This is a genomic window from Sphingomonas yabuuchiae (genome assembly GCF_014199595.1).
In the GTDB taxonomy this organism is placed as follows: Bacteria; Pseudomonadota; Alphaproteobacteria; order Sphingomonadales; family Sphingomonadaceae; genus Sphingomonas; species Sphingomonas yabuuchiae.
Genome location: NZ_JACHNX010000014.1, coordinates 35,835 through 52,252, shown reverse-complemented (window position 1 = coordinate 52,252; position 16,418 = coordinate 35,835). Strand labels below are relative to the sequence as shown.

The 16,418-nt window shown below is 67.2% G+C and carries 16 protein-coding genes; 5 read left to right on the top strand and 11 right to left on the bottom strand.

Features of this window, described 5'->3' with window-relative positions; genetic code table 11:
• The first annotated feature begins 22 nt into the window (after positions 1-22).
• A complete protein-coding gene (locus GGQ89_RS15110; RefSeq protein ID WP_056436234.1) occupies positions 23-1,117 on the top strand; it encodes an alkene reductase in 1,095 nt (364 codons plus the stop codon).
• A 158-nt stretch (positions 1,118-1,275) separates the two neighbouring features.
• Here GGQ89_RS15110 and GGQ89_RS15105 read toward each other — a convergent pair whose 3' ends face one another.
• From GGQ89_RS15105 to GGQ89_RS15065, 9 genes are all read right to left on the bottom strand, one after another.
• Positions 1,276-1,698 (bottom strand): hypothetical protein, encoded by a 423-nt coding sequence (locus GGQ89_RS15105; protein ID WP_184106269.1) that lies wholly within the window; start codon positions 1,696-1,698, stop codon positions 1,276-1,278.
• The gene (locus tag GGQ89_RS15100; RefSeq protein WP_184106268.1) at positions 1,695-2,243 is read right to left on the bottom strand and encodes a GNAT family N-acetyltransferase; all 549 of its coding nucleotides are present in this window, start codon (positions 2,241-2,243) and stop codon (positions 1,695-1,697) included. The genes GGQ89_RS15105 and GGQ89_RS15100 overlap by 4 nt, the downstream gene beginning before the upstream one ends.
• The gene (gene ribH / locus GGQ89_RS15095; protein ID WP_184106267.1) at positions 2,240-2,659 is read right to left on the bottom strand and encodes a 6,7-dimethyl-8-ribityllumazine synthase; all 420 of its coding nucleotides are present in this window, start codon (positions 2,657-2,659) and stop codon (positions 2,240-2,242) included. The genes GGQ89_RS15100 and ribH overlap by 4 nt, the downstream gene beginning before the upstream one ends.
• A complete protein-coding gene (gene ribB, locus GGQ89_RS15090) occupies positions 2,659-3,810 on the bottom strand; it encodes a 3,4-dihydroxy-2-butanone-4-phosphate synthase (RefSeq protein ID WP_056436222.1) in 1,152 nt (383 codons plus the stop codon). The genes ribH and ribB overlap by 1 nt, the downstream gene beginning before the upstream one ends.
• Positions 3,800-4,402, bottom strand: a complete 603-nt coding sequence (locus tag GGQ89_RS15085; protein ID WP_184106266.1) for a riboflavin synthase — start codon at positions 4,400-4,402, stop codon at positions 3,800-3,802. The genes ribB and GGQ89_RS15085 overlap by 11 nt, the downstream gene beginning before the upstream one ends.
• 1 nt (position 4,403) lies before the next feature.
• Positions 4,404-5,345 carry a bifunctional diaminohydroxyphosphoribosylaminopyrimidine deaminase/5-amino-6-(5-phosphoribosylamino)uracil reductase RibD gene (ribD, locus tag GGQ89_RS15080; protein WP_184106284.1) on the bottom strand — a complete coding sequence of 314 codons (942 nt, stop codon included), beginning with the start codon at positions 5,343-5,345 and terminating at the stop codon, positions 4,404-4,406.
• 14 nt (positions 5,346-5,359) lie between these two features.
• Positions 5,360-5,707, bottom strand: a complete 348-nt coding sequence (locus GGQ89_RS15075) for a hypothetical protein (RefSeq protein WP_056436216.1) — start codon at positions 5,705-5,707, stop codon at positions 5,360-5,362.
• A gap of 288 nt (positions 5,708-5,995) precedes the next feature.
• Positions 5,996-6,901: a phasin family protein gene (locus GGQ89_RS15070; protein ID WP_240456362.1), complete on the bottom strand. Its 906-nt coding sequence runs from the start codon at positions 6,899-6,901 to the stop codon at positions 5,996-5,998.
• Positions 6,902-6,986: 85 nt separating this feature from the next.
• A complete protein-coding gene (locus GGQ89_RS15065; RefSeq protein WP_184106264.1) occupies positions 6,987-8,702 on the bottom strand; it encodes a PHA/PHB synthase family protein in 1,716 nt (571 codons plus the stop codon).
• A 120-nt stretch (positions 8,703-8,822) separates the two neighbouring features.
• Between GGQ89_RS15065 and GGQ89_RS15060 the strand changes: the two genes are divergently transcribed.
• A complete protein-coding gene (locus GGQ89_RS15060; RefSeq protein WP_056436207.1) occupies positions 8,823-10,034 on the top strand; it encodes an LL-diaminopimelate aminotransferase in 1,212 nt (403 codons plus the stop codon).
• A 97-nt stretch (positions 10,035-10,131) separates the two neighbouring features.
• Here the strand turns inward: GGQ89_RS15060 and GGQ89_RS15055 are convergent, their stop codons facing one another.
• Both GGQ89_RS15055 and GGQ89_RS15050 read right to left on the bottom strand, forming a co-directional pair.
• Positions 10,132-10,602: a hypothetical protein gene (locus GGQ89_RS15055; protein WP_076714207.1), complete on the bottom strand. Its 471-nt coding sequence runs from the start codon at positions 10,600-10,602 to the stop codon at positions 10,132-10,134.
• Positions 10,603-10,642: 40 nt separating this feature from the next.
• Positions 10,643-11,785 carry a GGDEF domain-containing protein gene (locus GGQ89_RS15050; protein ID WP_184106263.1) on the bottom strand — a complete coding sequence of 381 codons (1,143 nt, stop codon included), beginning with the start codon at positions 11,783-11,785 and terminating at the stop codon, positions 10,643-10,645.
• A 257-nt stretch (positions 11,786-12,042) separates the two neighbouring features.
• Here GGQ89_RS15050 and pheS point away from each other — a divergent pair, with 257 nt between their 5' ends.
• The 3 genes from pheS to GGQ89_RS15035 are packed head-to-tail and all read left to right on the top strand — an operon-like array spanning position 12,043 to position 16,353.
• Positions 12,043-13,119, top strand: a complete 1,077-nt coding sequence (pheS, locus tag GGQ89_RS15045) for a phenylalanine--tRNA ligase subunit alpha (protein ID WP_184106283.1) — start codon at positions 12,043-12,045, stop codon at positions 13,117-13,119.
• Positions 13,116-15,479, top strand: a complete 2,364-nt coding sequence (pheT, locus tag GGQ89_RS15040) for a phenylalanine--tRNA ligase subunit beta (RefSeq protein ID WP_184106262.1) — start codon at positions 13,116-13,118, stop codon at positions 15,477-15,479. The genes pheS and pheT overlap by 4 nt, the downstream gene beginning before the upstream one ends.
• Entirely contained in the window at positions 15,472-16,353 is an 882-nt protein-coding gene (locus tag GGQ89_RS15035) for an aldose epimerase family protein (protein WP_184106261.1), read from the top strand. Before pheT ends, GGQ89_RS15035 begins: the two co-directional genes overlap by 8 nt.
• The last annotated feature ends 65 nt before the right edge of the window (positions 16,354-16,418 follow it).

Genomic DNA, 16,418 nt, shown 5'->3' with positions numbered 1-16,418 from the left:
GGCCGCAAAAGGATTGCATTTGATGCCAACGCTCTTCGACCCCATCGATCTCGGGGCGATCCACGCCCCCAACCGTATCCTCATGGCGCCGCTCACCCGCGCCCGCGCCACGCGCGAGGCGGTGCCGACGCCGATCATGGCGCAATATTATGCCCAGCGCGCCAGCGCGGGCCTGATCATCTCCGAAGCCACCGGCATCAGCCGCGAAGGGCTGGGCTGGCCCTATGCACCGGGCCTGTGGACCGACGAGCAGGTGGCGGCTTGGAAGCCGGTGACCGACGCGGTGCACAAGGCGGGCGGCCGGATCGTCGCGCAGCTCTGGCATATGGGTCGTCAGGTGCACAGCTCGGTCACGGGGATGCAGCCCGTGTCGTCCTCGGCCACCCGCACCGAGGGGCAGGCGCACACCTTCGAGGGCAAGCAGGATTTCGAGACGGCGCGGCCGCTCGAACTTTCGGAAATCCCGCGTCTGCTCGACGATTATGAACTGGCGACGCGCAACGCGCTGGCCGCCGGGTTCGACGGGGTGCAGATCCATGCCGCCAACGGCTATCTGATCGACGAATTCCTGCGCGACGGGGCGAACCACCGCGAGGACGCCTATGGCGGCTCGCCGGAGAATCGCATCCGCCTGCTCCGCGAGATTGCCGAGCGCGTCATTTCGGTCGCGGGCAAGGAGCGGGTCGGCGTCCGTCTTTCGCCCAATGGCGACAGCCAGGGTGTGGACGACAGTGATCCCGCCTCGGTCTTCGTGCCCGCCGCGAAGATGCTGTCGGATCTGGGAATCGCCTTCCTTGAACTGCGCGAACTGGGACCGGACGGCACCTATGGTGCGAGCGATGTGCCCAAGCTGTCGCCGCAGATCCGCAAGGTGTTCCAGGGGCCGCTGATCCTCAACAGCGACTATGACAGCCGCGAAAAGGCGCAGGCCGCGCTCGATTCGGGCGTCGCGGACGGGATCGCGTTCGGCCGGACCTTCCTGGCCAACCCCGATCTGCCCGAGCGGCTGCGCACCGATGCGCCGCTCAACGAGAGCGATATGAAGACCTGGTACAGCCAGGGGCCGGAGGGGTATATCGATTACCCCACGCTGGACGAGGCCGCGCGGGCGGCGTGAGTGACGGGGGCGGGGGGCTTCTCCCGCCCTTTCCCTTCGCCGGAGTGGCTCTTCCTCGACCCGTTTAGCCTGAGCGAAGTCGAAGGCCAAGGGCAACCCTTGCGACAAGGGCGGAACGTGCGCTTCGACTTCGCTCAGCGTGAACGGAGGTGCGGGCGCTATCCCGCGCTCTCCAATCCGTCGATGAAGCGTGTCATCTGCTCCCGCACCGTCTCGCGCATTTTCGGATTGATCAACAGCATCGGCGCGACCCACATGATCGGAATCACGAAGCCGAGCAGCGCCCACAGGATCATCAGCGCCACCAGGCCAGCCCCCGCATAACGCAGCTTCTGCATCGCACCGGCGTCCAGCGTCAGGGTGCGCGGCCCCTTTGAGTCGTAAAAACCGGCGGTCGTCCAGGCCCCACCGCCGTCGAAGCGCAGCTTCTTCGGCAGCTTCAATCGAGGCATGGTCCTGTCCACCGGGCGGGGTGCCTGAGTCTGACGGGTAGGTGGCGTCCTGCCCGCCTGGGTGTCGATCACCTCCAGCCGCCGACCCCGCTCGACGACGCGAAAACGGGAGGGCGGCATGTCGGTCATTGCGCGCGTGCTGTTCGCCGGGCCCGCCACTGGTCGGCGCTCTGGCCCCAGGCATCGACGCGGAAATTCTCCAGCGGGGCGGGCAGGCTCACCGGCCCCTCGTTCACCGCGCCCAGCCGCTGCGCCAGCTTGATCGAGCCCCTATTCTCCGGGTCGATAGTGTGGATCACATGATCCCAGCCGAGCACATCGACCGCATAGTCCATCGCCGCGCATGCCGCCTCATAGGCATAACCGCGCCCGGCGAACTCGCGCGCGACGCCCCAGCCGACCTCGCGCCCCGGCCAGCCCTCGGGCTGCCAGGGGCCGATCCGCCCGACCCAACGGCCGGTGTCGCGCTCGATCACGGAAAACATCGCGAAGCCGCGCACGCTCCATGCGCCGACCATGGTGCAGAGCGATCGCCAGGCCGCCCCGCGCGCCTGGACGCCGCCGAGGAAGCGCATCGTGTCTTCCTCGGCATGGAAGGCCGCCCATGCCTCGAAATCCTCCGCCGAGGGGAGACGTAAGGTCAGCCGCTCGGTCTGGAGGACGGGCGATGTCACCCGAAGCGGCCCTTCAGCGCCAGCATGGCGAGCGCCGCCTTGGCCGCCTCGCCGCCCTTGTTCTTCTCGTCGGGCTTGGCGCGGGTCAGCGCCTGTGCCTCGTTCTCGGTGGTGATGATGCCGTTGCCGATGGGCAGCCCGTCCATGGTCAGCGCCATCAGCCCGCGCGCGCTCTCGTTCGACACGATCTCGAAATGATAGGTCTCGCCGCGGATCACCACGCCGATCGCGACGAAGGCGTCGTAGCGACCCGAGTCCGCCGCCATCGCCACCGCACCGGGGATCTCCAGCGCGCCGGGGACGGTGATCGTCTCATGGCTGTGGCCCGCTTCCTCGATCGCGGCCCGTGCGCCCGACAGCAGCAGGTCGTTCAGATGCTCGTAGAAGCGCGCCTCGACGATCAACACATGCGCCATCAGGCGTCTCCCTCAAAATTTTCGATGCGACGTTCGCCGACGATCGACAGGCCATAGCCGTCGAGGCCGATCAGCGTGTGATGGGTGTTGGTCAGCAGCACCATGTCCTGCACGCCCAGTTCGGCCAGGATCATCGCGCCGACGCCGTAATCGCGCAATTCCTCCATATCGATCTGCACCTCCTCACCGGCCTTCAGGCGAACGGCGGTGGTAAAGGCGTCGGTGCGCGGGCGGTTGATGACGACGATCACGCCCGAGCCTTCCTCGGCGATCATCCGCATCGACTTGGCAAGCAAGGCGCCACGTGCGCCCGCCTCGCCGAACACATCGGCAAAGGGCGACAGAGCGTGCATGCGCACCAGCACCGGCTGGTCGGTGTCGAGCTTGCCCTTGACCAGCGCGACCTGCTCGGTGCCCGTCGCCTTGTTGCGATAGGCGCGCGCGGTCCAGGTGCCGCCCCATTCGCTCTCGAAGGTGGCTTCGGACTGCAACTCGACCAGATGGTCGTAGCGGCGGCGATAGGCGATCAGGTCGCGGATCGTGCCGATCTTGAGGTTATGGAGCTGCGCGAACGACACCAGGTCGTCCATCCGCGCCATCGTCCCGTCCTCGTTCATGATCTCGCAGATCACGCCCGATGGGTTGAGGCCCGCCAGCCGCGCGACATCCACCGCCGCCTCGGTATGGCCCGCGCGCACCAGCACGCCGCCGTCGCGCGCGACCAGCGGGAAGACATGGCCCGGCGTCACCAGCGCATCGGGCCCGTGGCTCGCGTCGATCGCCACCGCGATGGTCCGCGCGCGGTCGGCGGCGGAAATGCCGGTGGTCACGCCCTCGCGCGCCTCGATCGAAATGGTGAAGGCGGTTTCGTGCCGCGTCCCGTTCTTCGGGCTCATCAACGGCAGGCCGAGCGTGTCGACCCGCTCGCGCGTCATGGCGAGGCAGATCAGCCCGCGCCCGTGCCGCGCCATGAAGTTCACCTTCTCCGGCGTCGCCATCTGTGCGGGGATGACCAGATCGCCTTCATTCTCGCGGTCTTCGTCATCGACCAGGATGAACATGCGGCCGTTGCGCGCCTCGTCGATGATCTCTTCGGGGCTGGACAGGAAACCGCGCCGCAGACCGGCCAGCGCGTCGGGATTAGCGGCCACGATAATGCTCCATGCGCTGCAGATACCGGGCGAGCACGTCGATCTCGATATTGACGCGCTGGCCTTCAGTGATGCCGCCCAGCGTGGTGACGGCGGCGGTGTGGGGGATGATGTTCAGGCCGAAGACGGTGCCATCCGGGCCGTCCTCGACGCTGTTGACGGTCAGCGAGACGCCGTCGACCGTCACCGAGCCCTTGGTCGCCATGAAGGGGGCGAGGTCGGACGGAACGGCCACGAAGACGCGGTGCGATCCGCCTTCCTGCCCGACCGACACGACATGGCCGACACCGTCGACATGGCCGGTGACGATATGCCCGCCCAGCTCGTCGCCCAGCTTCATCGCGCGTTCCAGGTTGAGGCGCTGGCCGGTCGTCCACTGATCGGCGGTGCGCCCGATCGTCTCGGCCGAGACGTCGACGGCGAACCAGTCGGGGCCTTTCTCGACCACGGTCAGGCAGACGCCCGAACAGGCGATCGATGCGCCCAGCTCGATGCTGGCCGTATCATAGGCGGTGGCGATGACGACTCGCGTGTCGCCGCGCGTTTCCACGGCGGTGACGGAGCCGATGTCGGTGACGATCCCGGTAAACATATCAGTCGCGCTCGTAGACCTCCAACCGGTCGCTGCCAAGCATCCGTGAATCGGCCAGCCGCCAGCGGCCATGCGCCTCGGCCAGACGGGGGAGGCCGATATCGCCCAGCGCCGCGCGCCCCTCACCGATCAGGATGGGCGCACGATAGAGGAGCAGCCGGTCGATCAGATCACCGGCCAGGAAGGCGGAGGCGGTCTGCGCCCCCCCTTCGACCATCAGTCGGTCCACGCCCGCCAGATCGGCGATGGCCGCGGGGGAGGGGAGGGTATCCCAGCCCGCTTCCGGAGTGCGGGAGAGCAGGATACGGCGTGGGGCGTGCGACTCGAGGCCGGGCAGGCGGACATCCAGCCTGGGCGAATCCGCCTCCAGCGTGCCGCGCCCAACGAGGATCGCCTCGTGGCGGCTGCGCTCCAGATGGGTGTGGGCGCGGGCTTCCGGCCCGGTGATCCAGCGGCTTTCGCCATCGGGACGGGCGATCTTCCCGTCGAGCGAGGTGGCGAGCTTCAGCGTGACGAAGGGGCGCCCTTGCGCGCGGCGGGTCAGGAAACCCGCGATCATCGCGCGCGCTTCGGCCTCGCGTACGCCGGTCGTGACCGCAATCCCGGCGGCGCGGGCGCGGGCGAAGCCTTGGCCATCGGTGCGCGGATCAGGATCGCCCATCGCCGCGACGATCCGCGCGACTCCGGCGGCAATCAGCAGGTCGGTGCAGGCGGGGCCGCGCGTCGAGACATGCGCGCAGGGCTCCAGCGTGACATAGGCGGTGGCCCCCCGCGCCGCCTCGCCCGCCTGGGCCAGCGCCATCGCCTCGGCATGGGGGCGGCCGCCTGCCTGCGTCCAGCCGCGCCCGACCACGCGACCTTCGCGGACCAGCACGGACCCGACATTGGGATTGGGCGCGGTCCGCCCGACGCCGCGATCCGCCAGCGCCAGTGCCGCCCCCATCCAGCGCCGATCGATCAGATGCCCCACTTGCTCAGCGCGTCGTCGACCTTTTTGAATTCGGCCTGTCGCTGTTCCTTCGCGGCCTTTTCCTCGGCCAGCCGCTCCTTCTTCTTCACATAGTCGATCTTCTGCTGCGCCTTTATCTGCACATCGGTGCGGTCGGCGGGCCATTGTTCGACATAGATGATGTCGGGTTTGTACGGCACCGGCACATAATCGTCGCGCGCAAAGGCGTAGATGAAGAAGCCGGTGATCCCGACCGCGATCATCAGGAAGACCAGCTCATAGGGCTGGCGCTGCGACAGGAAGAGCCGCAGGTCGCGGATCGCGCGGACGGGGGAGAAGCGGCCGAAGAACGACATGGGGGGAATGTAGGCGTTGCGGGCGTGGGATGCCAGTGGGGACGGGTTGGTCTCGGTGAGACACATAACCCTCCCCCATCCCCTCCCGCCTGCGGGAGGGGCGTGCCAAGCATAAAGCTCACGGATTCTCGAACCCTCGGATCTGGCCGCTCCCCTCCCGCCAGCGGGAGGGGATGGGGGAGGGCATGTGTCTCACCGAGACTGCCATTGACGAGCATCACGCAACACGAAAAAGGGCGGCCGCATCGCGACCGCCCCTTCATTCCCGCGAAGGAAACCGTCAGCGAATTACGCGACGGTCTTCATCTTTTCGGCCGCGACCGCCAGGCGGTTGCTGAGCGGCTGGGCGATCTCGCCGGCCAGCTTCATCATGTGCTCGGTCGAGCGCGAGGTCTCGGCGACCATCGAGTCGAAGCTCGAACGGGCGAAGTCCGACTGCAGCTTCATGAACTCGGTCGGCGACTTGACCTGCGACAGGGTCTGCATGACCTGGCTGACCTGCTCGAACGAGCGCTTGGCATAATCGGCCGCGCCCTGACCCAGCGTCTCGGCGCCCTTGGCGGCGATCTTCGACGATTCGACGACCGCTTCCAGATTTTCCTTGTTGAAGGCGACCATGTCTTCGAACAGCTTGGCGCTCTTCTCCATGCCGGCCTGGGTGCGGGCCTGGGCTTCGCCGAACATCGCCTGGGTCTTGGCGGCGGTGTCCTTGGCGGCGTTTTCGATGGTGCTCGTGGCTTCCATGATGGTGTCCTTGGGCTTTGAGTCCGCCGAAACCGCGGCGGTCGGGGAAGAAAGGGTGGGTGCTGCGAGTTCCGGTGTCGGCGCGGCGGGGATGGCCGCTTCGACCGGTGCCTCGACCGGCTTGGGCGCTGGAGCCTCGGCTACCGGCTCGGTCGGAGCCTTGGGGGCCGGAGCGGGCTTGGCCACCTTTGCGGCTGCCGGGGCAACGGCAACGGGTGTAGCCACGACCGGCGCGACGCTCTTTTCCACGGCCTTGGCCGGAGAGGTCAGCGGCAGGCCGGGGCTGGGGGGCGCGACCGTCTTGGCGACGGGTGCCGCAACCGCAGGCTTGGGATCGGAAGGGGGATCGGAGGGAAGACCGGGCAACGTCTTCGCGGCGGCCGGTTTGGCGCTGCGACGAGGCTTGGCCGCCGACTTCGCGGCGGGGACGGTCGGCTTGGTCTTGTCCAACAGCACTCTCCCGATTTGTTGCGCTGCACAATAGCGATTCGGGGCTATCAAATCAAGTCTATTGTGCAGTGCAACAAAACCGAAACTAACGCTGTCTGACGTAGCGTCCGGGCGCTTCGTCGAGGGCGGGAAGGGCGCCCTCGCCCGGCACCCGCGCGCCCGTCACCGCGACGGTGGCGGAGTCGCGCTGGCGGAGCCAGGCGGCCCAGTCCGGCCACCAGCTGCCCTTGGTCTCGGTCGCGCCCGCGACGAATTCGGCCAGCGTCGCGGCGGGCTGATCGTTGGTCCAATATTGATATTTGCCCGAGGCGGGCGGGTTGACCACGCCCGCGATATGCCCCGATCCCGCCAGCACGAAGCGCAAGGGGCCGGTGAACGCCTCGGTGATCTTCCACACGCTTTCGGCCGGCGCGATATGATCCTCGCGCCCCGCCTGGACATAGGCGGGGGTGGCGACCTTCGTCAGGTCGAGCGGCACGCCCGCCACCGCCATCGCGCCCGGCTTCACCAGCAGATTGTCGCGATAGAGATCGGTCAGATAGCTCAGATGCCATTTGGCGGGCAGGTTGGTGACGTCGCCATTCCAGTGGAGCAGGTCGAACGGCACGTAATCGCGCCCGAGCAGATAGTTGTTGGTGACGTAATTCCAGATCAGGTCGCGCCCGCGCAGCAGGTTGAACGTCATCGCCAGATAGCGCCCGTCCAGATACCCCTCGGGCGACAGGGTCGAGATCAGCTTCAACTGCTCGTCATCGACGAAGTGGAGCAGCTCGCCCGCCTTCGAGAAATCGACCTGCGCGGTAAAGAAGGTGGCGCTGGCGACCTTCGCCGCCTCGCCCTTCGCGGAGAGCCAGGCCAGGGTCGCGGCCAGCGTCGTGCCCGCCACGCAATAGCCCACGCTGTGCACCGCCTCGACCGACAGCAGCTCGCGCACCGTATCGATCGCATCGACCTGCGCGGTGACGTAATCGTCCCAGATCACGTCCTTCATCGTGGCGTCGGCGGACTTCCACGACACCATGAAGACGCTGAACCCCTGGTCGACCAGCCATTTGATCAGGCTTTTCTCGGGCGCCAGGTCGAGGATGTAGAAGCGGTTGATCCAGGGCGGAAAGATCAGGATCGGCACCGCCGCCACCTGTTCGGTGGTCGGGGTATAGTGGATCAGTTCGTACAGGTCGGTGCGCTTCACCACCTTGCCCGGCGTCGCGGCCAGGTTGCGCCCGACCTCGAAGGCGCGCGAATCGCTGTGCGTCAGCTGCCCGCGGCCCATGTCGGCGAGCATGTTCTGAAGGCCCTTGAGCAGATTCTCGCCGCGCGTCTCGACGATCTTGTCGAGCACTTCCGGGTTGGTCGCGGGGAAGTTCGTCGGGCTCATCGCGTCGATAAAGCCTTGCGCGGCGAAGCGGATCTGCTCCTTCTGCTTCGGGTCGACGCCCTCGATCGCATCGACCCCGCGCAGCATATGGTCGGAGATGACCTGATAGCTCTGCCGGATCCAGTCGAAGAGCGGCGACTGCCACTGCTCGGCCTTGAAGCGGCGGTCAGGCTTGGGCGCGACGCTGGGCTCGGCGGCGGGGTCGACGAATCGCTGCCACAGCTTCATCGAATCGGACCAGAAGTCGCGGACCCGGCCCATCGTGGCGGGGTCGTTGAAGCCCGGCACCACCGGCATGCCCTCCGGCGGGGGCGACAGCGCGGCCTCCATCATCATCTGCTGCGCCCGGCCCATCACCCAGGTCCAGTGTTGCAGCTCTTCCAAGGTGGGCATGGCAGGGACTGTCGCGGGGCGGGCCGTCATCGCATCCTCTCGTTCGTGTAAACCCGTCTTAGCGTCAGGATATTGCGCCGTCATGTCGGGTCGCGTTGGGAAACGAAAGACGCTAAGGTCCGGGTCCCAAATCGTTACACAGAGGGACCCATGTCCGAAGAGTTCTACCGCATCAAGCGCCTGCCGCCCTATGTCATCGCCGAAGTCAACGCGATGCGGGCGGCGGCGCGTGCGGGCGGCGAGGACATCATCGATCTGGGCATGGGCAATCCCGACCTGCCGCCGCCGCCCCATGTTCTCGAAAAGCTGATGGAGGTGATCCAGAAGCCCGACGCGCACGGCTATTCCCAGTCTAAGGGCATTCCCGGCCTGCGCCGTGCCCAGGCCAATTATTATGGCCGCCGCTTCGGCGTCGATCTCGATCCCGAGACCGAGGTGGTCGTCACCATGGGATCGAAGGAAGGGCTGGCGTCGCTGGCCACCGCGATCACCGCGCCGGGCGACGTGATCCTGGCGCCCAATCCCTCCTATCCGATCCACACCTTCGGCTTCATCATCGCGGGCGCGACGATCCGCGCGGTGCCGACGACGCCCGACGAGGCCTATTTCGAGAGCCTGGAGCGGGCGATGCACTTCACCGTGCCGCGCCCCTCGGTGCTGGTGGTCAACTACCCGTCCAACCCGACCGCCGAGACGGTGGACCTGGCTTTCTACGAACGCCTCGTGGCGTTTGCGAAGAAGCATGAGCTGTGGGTGCTGAGCGACCTCGCCTATTCCGAGCTTTATTATGACGGCAACCCGACGCCTTCGATCCTGCAGGTGAAGGGCGGCAAGGACGTCGCGGTCGAGTTCACCTCGCTGTCCAAGACCTATTCGATGGCGGGCTGGCGCATCGGTTTCGCGGTCGGCAACAAGAAGCTGATCGCGGCGATGACGCGGGTGAAGTCCTATCTGGACTACGGCGCCTTCACCCCGATCCAGGCGGCGGCCTGCGCCGCGCTCAACGGGCCGCAGGACATCGTCGAGCGGAACCGCCAGCTCTATCACAAGCGCCGCGACGTGCTGGTCGAGAGCTTCGCCCGGGCGGGCTGGGACATTCCGAGCCCCAAGGCCTCGATGTTCGCCTGGGCTCCGCTACCCCCCGCGCTGGCGCATCTGGGCAGCCTGGAATTCTCCAAGCAACTACTGACCGAAGCCAAGGTCGCGGTCGCGCCGGGCGTCGGTTACGGCGAGAATGGCGAGGGCTTCGTTCGCATCGCGCTGGTCGAGAATGAGCAGCGGCTTCGGCAGGCCGCGCGCAATATCAAGCGCTACCTGCAATCGATGGGCGTCAACACGCCGGGTTCGGCCAAGGTGGTGTGATCCGATTGGAGCGGTGGCGCTCGCCGCCGCTCCCGACTCCGGCGGTTTGACCCAATGGCACTGTACAAACCCCTCTGCTCGCAGGGGAGGAATGCGGTCAAAGGCGCAGTTCGACCCAGGCCGGAACCGGGCGCCCGTCTCGCAAGGCAGGGTGGAAGCGCAGGTCGGACATGACTGGCTCGATCCTGCGCCGCGTCGACAGGCTGGCATGGGCAACCCGGTCCACCCGGCCCATGGCATTGACCAACAGGCAGGCGCTGCCTGGCCCTCCCGAACCGTCCCCCACCATGGGCGAAGTGATTTCGGGCAGCCGGTCGAGGGCGGGGTGGAAGCCGCATTTCTGCGATAGCCCCTCCGGGCGGGGTACGATGGCGGGCTCAGGCGCGGCGTTCAGTTGAAAAATTTGGGGTGCGGCCCTCTTCGCTACGGCCACCATCGGGGTGTCGTCCATAAACAGACGACAGCCAATGCCCTGAAAGCCGCTGAAGATCGTGGCAATCATCGCCGCGATACTCAGATTGGCAAGGGAGGTCCCCGTCAGGCCGGTCAGGGCTCGCCACTGTATCATTCGGCCAGCCTATCACGGCACCGCAATCCGGCAAGCAGTTCTACGCCGCCCATGCAGGCCGCTCGCGCGACTGGCGCTGGCGCTTGACCGCGTACATCGCGCCGTCCGCCTGGGCGATCAGGACGTTGAGCGATCCCGTAACCGGCCCCTGCGCCAGGCCGATGCTGAGGGCCGGGTAGCACGGGCCGTCGACCAGGGCCGGGACCGCGCGATCGAAACGGTCGGACAGGCCCGCCGCGATTCCCCGTGCTACCCTCTCGTCGCAATCGGGCAGCACGCACAGAAACTCGTCGCCGCCGACCCGCACCAGCGTGCCGCGCTCGCCGATCTCGCGCTGTGCCAAGTCGGTCAGCAGCCGCAGCACGGTGTCGCCCGCGGCGTGACCCTGTCCGTCGTTCAGCGCCTTGAACCGGTCGATATCGATCAGCAGCAGCGTGACCGGGCCGTGCAGCCCGGCCTCCAGCCCCTTCAACCCGAAACGGTTGAGCGCCCCGGTCAGGCAATCGCGGCTGGCCTGTTCGGATAAACCGCGCTGGACACGCTCGGCATCGATCAGCAGCAGCGCCAGATGGCTGAGCGAGACCAGGATGATCGCGATGCCCACGCTCCAGTCGGCGGTCGTCTGCGCCGCGCTTTCCCACACCGGATCGCCCCATGCCACCAGCAGGAGGGTGGTGCGCAACAGGAACAGCGGCACCGAAGCGGCGAACATCGCGCCCATGACCCAGGCGGTGCGGATATTCTCCGTTCGCGCGATGTGAAAGAGCATCCAGGCGGCGGCGAAGTTGAACAAGGTTCGGGTGCCGCCCAGGATCATGACCGGCAGCCGCGCATCGTGGTCGCCGAACAGGACAAACGGCACGGTCAGCGTGACCATCATGGCCAGCGGAACTAGGATCGCGGCGGGCGGGCGTCGCCGGGCGAAGATCGACATGGCATGAATGCATAGGCACAGCCCGACCAGCAGCAGGACGTCGATGATCCGCTCCGGCGTAGTGAGTCGGGCGCCGTCGAAACACAGCCCCACGCCGTTGGTCACGCCGATGATGATCTTGCCCGTGCCCCACCAATAGGGCCAGCGACCGGGCTCGCGGCTGGTCATGCCGGGAAAGAAGTGGAGCAGGCCCGACAGGATGCTGCCCAGCGCAGCCACCACCTGAAGGCTGGCGATATCGAGTATCATGGTCGCGGACCCCGCACGGATAGCGGTCCCCCCGGACCAACGCGAGTCGCCTTAATATAGTATAAGTTACGAGTTAGTTTCTGTTGCGACGGCAATGGGCCGATATGGCCGTGTATCACGGCTTTGCGTCTGAAGGATTGATCCGGGGCGTCCCTAGCCGCTACGGCGGAGGGCAGACCCGCAAACCGGCCGGGCTCCTCCTTTTCGGAGGCGCGCAGCGGCCGACGGAGTGAAGAGTGAGCAACGAAGTCGAACATATGCGCGAGCATCTCCTCGCCGCCATCGCCGCCGCGCCCGCGCTGGACGCGTTGGAGACGGTGCGCGTCGATGCGCTGGGTAAGCAGGGCCGGATCACTCAGTTGCTGAAGACGCTGGGCAAGATGAGTCCCGAGGAACGCCAGGTCGAAGGGCCGAAGATCCACGGCCTGCGCGAAGCGGTGACCGAGGCGCTGGGGGCTCGCAAAGCGGCGCTGGAACAGGCGGCGCTCGACGCGCGGCTGTCGTCCGAGCGGCTGGACATGACCCTGCCGGTCGACACCGCCGGCTTCGGCACCGTCCACCCGGTCAGCCAGGTGATGGACGAACTGGCCGAAATCTTCGCCGATCTGGGCTTCGCGGTCGCGACCGGCCCGGAGGTCGAGACCGACTGGCACAACTTCACCGCGCTCAACATTCCGGAGACTCATCCGGCGCGCGCGATGCACGACACCTTCTATCTGGCGGGAGTCGAGGCGGGCGGCGACGAGCGCACCGTGCGCCGCGTCCTGCGCACCCATACCTCGCCGGTGCAGATCCGCACCATGCTCGACCAGAAACCGCCGATCCGCATCATCGCGCCGGGCCGCACCTATCGCTCCGACTCGGATGCGACTCACACGCCCATGTTCCATCAGGTCGAGGGGCTGGTGATCGACAAGGGCATCAAGCTCGGTCATCTGAAATGGACGCTGGAGACCTTCCTCAAGGCGTTCTTCGAGCGCGACGATATCGTGCTGCGCCTGCGCCCCAGCTATTTCCCCTTCACCGAACCCTCGGCCGAGGTCGATGTCGGCTACACCATCGAGAAGGGCAAGCGCGTCATCGGCGGTTCGGGTGGCGGCTGGATGGAGGTACTCGGCTCCGGCATGGTCCATCCGAAAGTCATCGAAGCGTGCGGGCTCGATCCGAACGAGTGGCAGGGCTTTGCATTCGGCTGCGGCATCGATCGCCTCGCCATGCTGAAATACGGGATGGACGATCTGCGGGCGTTCTTCGACGGCGATATCCGCTGGTTGAAGCATTACGGGTTCGCGAGCCTCGACGTACCCACGCTGTCGGGAGGAGTCGGCGCATGAAGTTCACCCTGGGCTGGCTGAAGAGCCATCTGGACACCGATGCCGATCTCGACACCATCGTCGAGGGGCTGACCCGTATCGGCCTGGAGGTCGAGGGCGTGCACAATCCGGGCGAGGCGCTGTCCTCGTTCCGCGTCGCGCGCATCCTGTCGGCCGAGCGGCATCCGCAGGCGGACAAGCTGCAGGTCCTGTCGGTCGATGCCGGTGACGGCCCGATGCAGGTCGTGTGCGGCGCGCCCAACGCCCGCGCCGGGCTGGTCGGCGTGTTCGGTGCGCCGGGGGCCTATGTCCCTGGCCTCGACGTGACGCTGAAGGTCGCCGCCATTCGCGGCGTCGAGTCGAACGGCATGATGTGCTCGGCGCGCGAGTTGCAGATCGGCGAGGGCCATGACGGCATCATCGAATTGCCCGAGGATGCGGCCATCGGCACGTCCTTCCCGGACTATGCGGGGCTCAACGATCCGGTCATCGACGTGTCGATCACGCCGAATCGCCAGGACTGCATGGGCGTGCACGGCATCGCGCGCGATCTCGCCGCCGCAGGGCTGGGCACGCTGATCGCCCCGACCGTGCCGGAGGTGACGGGCGACGGCGCCGGTCCCGACGTCCGTATCGAGGATGCCGAGGGCTGCCCGGCCTTCTATGCGCAGGGCGTGTCGGGCCTGAGCAATGGCGAGGCCCCCGAATGGATGCGCCAGCGGCTGACCGCGATCGGGCAGAAGCCGATCTCGGCGCTGGTCGACATCACCAATTACATGACGGTCGATCTCGGCCGCCCGCTGCACGTCTATGACAAGGCCAAGCTGGCGGGCGGTCTGGTCGCGCGTCATGCCAGGGACGGTGAGACGGTCGAGGCGCTCAACGGCAAGACCTATACCCTGTCCGAGGGCATGACCGTCATCGCCGACGATGCGGGCGTGCACGATATCGGCGGCATCATGGGTGGCGAACATTCGGGCGTGTCGGAGACGACCACCGACGTCATCATCGAATGCGCCTACTTCGCCCCCGAGGCGATCGCGCGCACCGGCCAGAAGCTGGCGCTGACCAGCGACGCACGCACCCGGTTCGAGCGCGGGGTGGACCCGGCCTTCCTCGACGACGGCCTCGCCATCGCGACCTTCCTCGTTCTGGAATATTGCGGCGGAACCGCCAGCGGCGTGACCCGTGCGGGCCAGCCGCCGGTCCTGGCGAAGACCATCGCCTATGACCCCAATCTGGCCGAGACGCTGGGCGGCCTCGCCATCGCGGTCGACCGGCAAAAGGCGATCCTCGAGTCGCTGGGCTTCACCGTCACCGCCGACTGGCAGGTGACGGCACCGAGCTGGCGGCGCGACGTGGACGGTCCCGCCGATCTGGTCGAGGAAGTCATCCGCATCGAGGGCATCGACCATGTTCCCCCGGTGGCGCTGCCCCGCGCCCCCGGCGTCGCGCGTCCGACCGCCACGCCGCAGCAGAAGCTGGAGCGTCGCGCCCGCCGCGCCGCCGCCGCACGCGGCCTGGACGAGGCGGTGACGTGGAGCTTCATCAGCGAGGCGCAGGCGGCGCCCTTCGGTGGCGGCGCGTTCACGCTCGCCAACCCGATCAGCGAGGATTTGAAGGTCATGCGGCCCTCGCTGCTCCCCGGCCTGCTGGCGGCGACCGAGCGCAACATCAAGCGCGGCGCGACTGCCGTGCGGCTGTTCGAGATCGGCCGCCGCTATCTGGAGGAGGCCGAGCGGCCGACGCTGGGCGTAGTGCTGGCGGGCGACAAATCGGCCCGCAACTGGCGCTCGGGCAAGGCGCAAGGGTTCGACGCCTATGACGCCAAGGCCGAGGCGATCGCGCTGCTCGCCCAGGCGGGGGCCCCGGTCGACAATCTCCAGGTGATGGGCGAGGCGGGTGACGCCTGGCATCCCGGCCAGTCGGGCACGCTGCGGCTGGGGCCGAAGACGGTGCTGGCGGCGTTCGGCATGGTCCATCCTTCCGTGCTGAAGGCGTTCGATCTCGACGGCGCGGTGGCGGCGGTCGAGCTGTATCTCGACGCGATCCCGACCAAGCGGGCGACGGGCTTCATGCGCCCGGCCTACACGCCCCCGGCCCTGCAGTCCGTCAAGCGCGACTTCGCCTTCCTGGTGCCCGACACGCTGGCCGCCGACATGCTGATCCGGGCGGTGCGGGGTGCGGACAAGGCGGCGATCACCGCCGCACGCGTGTTCGACGTGTTCGCAGGACAAGGCGTGCCCGAAGGTCATAAGTCGGTCGCGGTCGAGGTGCTTCTGCAACCCTCGCAGAAGAGCTTCACCGACGAGGAACTGAAGGCCATCGCCGACAAGATCGTCGCGGCGGCCGCCAAGCAGGGAGCACAACTCCGTGGCTAATGAGGAAAACTGGGTCCGTATCGGCAACGACCATCTGTCGGCGGCGATCAATCCGTTCGGCGCGGAATTGTCCTCGCTGAAGGACGCGGACGGCCGCGAGCTCATGACCGATGCGGACCCGGCCTTCTGGACCGGCCGCGCGCCGCTGCTGTTCCCGGTGATCGGCGTGACCCGTGACGGTATCCGCCTGAACGGTCGGCATTATCCGATGGCCAAGCATGGCTTTGCCCGCCACTCGACCTTCGAGCTGGTGACGCATGAGGCCACCCGCGCCGTCTTCTCGCTGGGCGACAGCGAGGAGACGCGCACCTCCTACCCCTTCGCCTTCCGGCTGGAGGCGGAGTTCCGGCTGGAAGAGGCGACGCTGGTGATGGAAATCCGCGTCCTCAACCGGGGCGAGGAGCCGATGCCCGCCAGCTTCGGCTTTCATCCCGCCTTCGCCTGGCCGCTGCCCTATGGCAAGGCGCGGTCCGATCACCGCATCGTCTTCGAGAAGGACGAACCCAGCCGCCTGCGCGAGATTGCCCCCGACGGCCTGATCGCCGAAGCGCGTCGCGACAGCCCGCTCGACGGGCGGGTGCTGCATCTGGCGGACGATCTGTTCACCAACGACGCGCTGGTTTGGGATCCGGTCGAGAGCCGCAGCGTCACCTATGGCGCGGACGGTGCGCCGCAATTGCGCATCGCCTTTCCGGATACCGACAAGCTCGGCATCTGGACCAAGCCGGGCGCGGCCTATGTCTGTGTCGAGCCGTGGCACGGCATCGCCGACCCGGAAGGGTTTGACGGCGAATTCACCGACAAGCCCGGCGTGTTCACCGTGCCGGTCGGCGGTGAGAAGGTGATGCAGATGACGGTGACGCTGGCGGGCTGACACCTTTTTAGCCCCTCCCCTTCAGGGGAGGGGTTTGGGGTGGGGCGTCTCAACGGGCGTTACCT

Coding starts and splice junctions, on each gene's coding strand:
- GGQ89_RS15105 (WP_184106269.1), bottom strand. CDS start 1,698: ATGACCGACATGCCGCCCTCCCGTTTTCGCGTCGTCGAGCGGGGTCGG.
- GGQ89_RS15055 (WP_076714207.1), bottom strand. CDS start 10,602: ATGATACAGTGGCGAGCCCTGACCGGCCTGACGGGGACCTCCCTTGCC.
- GGQ89_RS15050 (WP_184106263.1), bottom strand. CDS start 11,785: ATGATACTCGATATCGCCAGCCTTCAGGTGGTGGCTGCGCTGGGCAGC.
- pheT (WP_184106262.1), top strand. CDS start 13,116: ATGAAGTTCACCCTGGGCTGGCTGAAGAGCCATCTGGACACCGATGCC.
- GGQ89_RS15075 (WP_056436216.1), bottom strand. CDS start 5,707: ATGTCGTTCTTCGGCCGCTTCTCCCCCGTCCGCGCGATCCGCGACCTG.
- GGQ89_RS15060 (WP_056436207.1), top strand. CDS start 8,823: ATGTCCGAAGAGTTCTACCGCATCAAGCGCCTGCCGCCCTATGTCATC.
- GGQ89_RS15085 (WP_184106266.1), bottom strand. CDS start 4,402: ATGTTTACCGGGATCGTCACCGACATCGGCTCCGTCACCGCCGTGGAA.
- ribH (WP_184106267.1), bottom strand. CDS start 2,659: ATGGCGCATGTGTTGATCGTCGAGGCGCGCTTCTACGAGCATCTGAAC.
- pheS (WP_184106283.1), top strand. CDS start 12,043: ATGCGCGAGCATCTCCTCGCCGCCATCGCCGCCGCGCCCGCGCTGGAC.
- GGQ89_RS15110 (WP_056436234.1), top strand. CDS start 23: ATGCCAACGCTCTTCGACCCCATCGATCTCGGGGCGATCCACGCCCCC.
- GGQ89_RS15065 (WP_184106264.1), bottom strand. CDS start 8,702: ATGACGGCCCGCCCCGCGACAGTCCCTGCCATGCCCACCTTGGAAGAG.
- ribD (WP_184106284.1), bottom strand. CDS start 5,345: ATGGGGGCGGCACTGGCGCTGGCGGATCGCGGCGTCGGGCGGACCGCG.